The sequence below is a fragment of the Cognatishimia sp. genome (genome assembly GCF_964229375.1).
Classification (GTDB): Bacteria; Pseudomonadota; Alphaproteobacteria; order Rhodobacterales; family Rhodobacteraceae; genus Cognatishimia.
Genome location: NZ_CAXREH010000041.1, coordinates 1 through 4,093, shown reverse-complemented (window position 1 = coordinate 4,093; position 4,093 = coordinate 1). Strand labels below are relative to the sequence as shown.

The window sequence follows — 4,093 nt, the reverse complement described above, 5'->3', positions numbered from 1 at the left end:
ATCGATCATGAACCCCGAGTTGCGCCCGGCGGCGCCTTCGGCAATGGCGCCCGCTTCGAGCACGGTGATCTTTGACCCCGGCGCAAGCTGCGTCAGGCGGCGGGCGGCTGTCAAACCGGCAAACCCGCCCCCGACGATCACGAAATCAGCGGTATTTGCGCCGGTCAGAGCAGGGCCATGCGGCCTTGGTCCAAGAATCGTGTTCCAGGCTGCCGGGCCTAGTTGAACCGGCAGCCGTTTGGCCGCGTACGCCATCAGTCGACGGCTTCGTCTTCGTCGTCGGACAGATCAATCCAGATGGTTTTAAGCTGGGTGTATTGATCATGCGCGTGCAGGGAATTGTCGCGTCCGCCAAATCCAGACTGCTTATAGCCCCCAAAGGGTGTCGAGATATCGCCTTCGCCAAAGCTGTTGACCGTGACGGTGCCCGCACGCAGTTGCCGCGCGCCGCGGATGGCGCGTTTTGCGTTTGCCGTAAAGAGCGACGCACAGAGGCCATACTCCGTGTCATTGGCCACAGAGATGGCTTCGTCCAGACCCGAGATCTCGATCACCGAGAGCACGGGGCCAAAGACCTCTTCGCGGGCAAGACGCTGATCGTTGCCGGAAATCTCGACCATTGTGGCTTCGACAAAGGCGCCGTCATGGGATTTGCCGCCAAAGATGACAGAGCCCTCGTCCAGATAGCTGCAGACCTTGTCAAAATGCGCCTTGCTGACCAAAGCGCCCATGCGGGTTTCCGGGTTCAGCGGATCGCCGATGTTCCATTGCTGGGCGTGATGGGCGATGCGGTTGCAGAGTTCGGATTTGACGTCCTTGTGGACGATCAGTCGCGAGGTCGCGGAACAGTTTTCGCCCATGTTCCAATAAGCGCCATTCACGATATGCTGCGCGACACGGTCCAGGTTTTCTGCGTCATTCATGACGATGGCCGGGTTCTTGCCGCCCATTTCAAGTACAACTTCTTTGGCGTTGCTTTCTGCCGAATAGGTCAAAAACCGTTTGCCCGTCGCGGTGGAGCCGGTGAACGAGACCATATCGATATCCATGTGACGGCCGATTGGTTCGCCAACTTCGGCGCCCCCGCCGGGCAGGATGTTCAGGACACCGGCGGGCAGGCCAGCTTCGGACGCTAGCTCGGCCAGTCGAAGCGCGCTGAGCGAAGTCTCGGCTGCGGGTTTCACGACAACCGAGCAGCCTGCTGCCAGCGCTGGGCCGATTTTCCATGCAAGCATCAACAGTGGGAAGTTCCAGGGCAAAACAAGCCCAACCACGCCAATTGGTTCGCGCACCACCATAGCGATGTGATCGTCAGACGCAGGGGACACCTGATCATAAATCTTGTCGATCGCCTCGGCGTGCCATTTGATGCAATGGATGCTTTCCGGAATGTCGACGGTGGCGCAGTCATAGATGGTTTTGCCGCTGTCAATGCTTTCGATGACCGCCAGTTCATTCTGGTTGCGAGTCATCAGTTTGCACAGGCGGATCAGGACGTCTTTGCGCTCAGAGGGGTGCATCTTGGACCAGCGCCCGTCGTCAAAGGCTTCGCGGGCTTTGGTCACCGCAAAGTCGACATCTTCGGGGCCATAGGCTGCGATTTCCGTCAGCGTTTCGCCTGTTGCAGGGTTCACGGTGGTAAAGGTCGCGCCCGAGGCTGCCGGGCGATAACCACCATCCACAAAACCTGCGGTCGGCAGGGTTAGCGTGTCGGCGATGGATTTGTATTCTGCGTGTGTCAGCAAGTCGGCCATAGCTTATTTCCCCGCCTTAATGTCTGCGATTGTGGATTTGAGAACGCGCGTCACCTGTTCCAGCGCGCGTTTGCCGTCTTTGGTCAGCCCCTTGAGGGGCGCGCGCATGGCGCCGGCGTCGATGCCATTCATCGTGACGCCATGTTTGATGGTTTGAATGAATTTGCCGCCCTGTTCCAGCACGCGCATCAGTGGCATCATGGCGGACATAATGCGGCGGCCCTTGGCGAAATCGCCTTCGATCACACAAGCTTCGTAAAGCGCCACATGTTCTTCGGGCAGAAAGTTTGACCCGCCACATACCCAGAATGGAGCACCCCAGGCAAAGAACTCCAGCGCCTGATCGTCCATGCCGCAGCCCAATTGAATATGGGGGTAATCGCGCGCCAGAAGGTGCACGCGGTTGATGTCACCCGAGCTTTCCTTGATGCCGCAGAAATTGCGTGACCGCACCACGCGGTCCAGGAATTCTTCGCCCATCATGGTGCCGGTGCGATGCGGGTAGTTATACAGCATCACCGGCAGGTTCGCGGCCTTGTCGATGGCCAGAGCGTTCAGCGCGTTTTCCCGGTCGGTCGGAACCGAATAGGGCGGCGAGGCCAGCAGGATCGCATCTGCGCCCATCTCGCGTGCGGCGGTGGCCAAAGCGATCGAGTCGCCGGTCAGCATCGCGCCGGTGCCGACAACCAAAGGCAGTCGGCCGTTGATGCGGTCTTTGGTGAACTTCGCCAGTTCGATCCGCTCGGCGACGGTCTGGGCATAGTTTTCGCCGGTCGAGCCGCCGGAAATCATGCCGTGCACGCCATGCGAGATCAGGAATTCGATCACGTCAGCCAGAGCGTCCCAGTTGGGTGTTCCATCTGCGTGATAAGGGGTGACGACAGGTGTATAAATGCCGTCAAAACTGAAAATAGGGGTCATTAATACCTCATGCAGGCATGTGTTGAGGAACGTTGCCAAGCGGCATGTCCAGGGCTTCGGGGAATACGAACATCTCGATCTGATCGCGCGAGAGGTTCCAGTGGTCGATGGCCAGCTGCGCCGCGCCGTCGGCATCGCGCGCCTCGATGGCCGCGATGATTGCGTCGTGTTGCTGGCTGGCCAGAGCGCGTTGCGCGCTCAGTTGTACGGCATTTGGATCATAAAATGTCATGCTCAGGCGCGCGTGGTCGATCAGCAGGCGGTTGAAAGACGGCTGTAGATAAATGTTGGCCGCCATCACGCCGGTGATCTCGTGAAAGCGATTGTTGGACAGGGCGCGGTCCGCGGCCGTGCCAGAGGTCAGCGTCGCTTTGAAGATGTCCTGCGCGGCCTTCAGCTCTTCGATCTGAGCAGGCGTTGCATGCAGCGCGGCCATCCGCAGGATTGCGCCATAGATCATCGGAGCGGCTTGGAAAAAGCCACGCATGGTCGCGAAGGTCATGTCTGATACTCGCGTGCCACGATTGGGGTGGAGCGTGAGATACCCGTCGCCGGCCAGCTCGCGCAGGACTTCCCGCAGGGGGGTGCGGGACAGGCCGAATTGCTGCGCCAGCTGCGCCTCGTCCAGATCGCTGCCGGGGGCAAGCGACGTGGTCAGAATGGCAGACTTAAGGTGGTCGGCCAGGCTCTGCTTTGGACTTTTCTCGGTTTCGCGCATTGGGTCTTTCGTCTCGATTGCGAATCTTGTATTTGAATAATATACACTGTGTATACAAAAATCCGACCTGGATCCAGAGATGACCGACACGCCCTTTCAGCGCTTTACTTTTGTATTGGTGGATGAATTTTCGCACCTGGCGTTTTCCTGCGCCGTAGAGCCATTGCGCATCGCCAATCTGGTCAGCGGTAAAGAGCTTTATGGCTGGCATTTGGTGTCTGAAAACGGTGAAACGGCCACCTGTTCCAATGGCACGATCTCTGTTGTGCATGGTGGTCTCGAGGATATCCCCGCAAGCGCACGGTTGTTTGTCCTGTCAGGGATCCACATGAAAAACCATGTGACGCCGACGTTGCTGGGCATGCTGCGACGTCATCGCGCGATGGGGACGTCGATCGGTGCTTTGTGTTCGGGTGCGTGGATTCTGGCCGAGGCGGGCTTTTTGGACGGCAAAGAAGCCTCGGTGCACTGGGAATATCATGACAGCTTCAGCGAAGCCTTTCCCGAGGTGAATCTGGTGCGCAACGTTTTTGTCGCCGACGCCCCCTTTGTGACGGCATCCGGCGGCACAGCGACCGCGGATCTGATCTTGCATTTGATCGAACAGGACCACGGCGAAGAGCTGGCCCTCGCAGTGGCGGATCAAATGGTCTATAACGCCGTGCGCGCGGCCACAGCGGAACAGAAAGTTTCGTTGCAA

General features: G+C 58.8%; 5 protein-coding genes. 1 reads left to right on the top strand and 4 read right to left on the bottom strand.

The window, feature by feature from the left end; translation table 11 throughout:
* From ACEQWH_RS03215 to ACEQWH_RS03200, 4 genes are all read right to left on the bottom strand, one after another.
* A partial coding sequence (locus ACEQWH_RS03215) for an FAD-dependent oxidoreductase (protein WP_370228272.1) occupies positions 1 to 255 on the bottom strand: 255 nt, incomplete at its 3' end.
* Entirely contained in the window at positions 255 to 1,754 is a 1,500-nt protein-coding gene (locus tag ACEQWH_RS03210) for an aldehyde dehydrogenase (protein WP_370228271.1), read from the bottom strand. The genes ACEQWH_RS03210 and ACEQWH_RS03215, both read right to left, overlap by 1 nt.
* Before the next feature lie 3 nt (positions 1,755 to 1,757).
* Positions 1,758 to 2,675 (bottom strand): dihydrodipicolinate synthase family protein, encoded by a 918-nt coding sequence (locus ACEQWH_RS03205; protein ID WP_370228269.1) that lies wholly within the window; start codon positions 2,673 to 2,675, stop codon positions 1,758 to 1,760.
* A 7-nt stretch (positions 2,676 to 2,682) separates the two neighbouring features.
* Positions 2,683 to 3,393, bottom strand: a complete 711-nt coding sequence (locus tag ACEQWH_RS03200) for a GntR family transcriptional regulator (RefSeq protein WP_370228267.1) — start codon at positions 3,391 to 3,393, stop codon at positions 2,683 to 2,685.
* 79 nt (positions 3,394 to 3,472) lie between these two features.
* Between ACEQWH_RS03200 and ACEQWH_RS03195 the strand changes: the two genes are divergently transcribed.
* Positions 3,473 to 4,093 (top strand): AraC family transcriptional regulator (locus ACEQWH_RS03195; protein ID WP_370228265.1); only part of this gene is annotated, 621 nt, incomplete at its 3' end.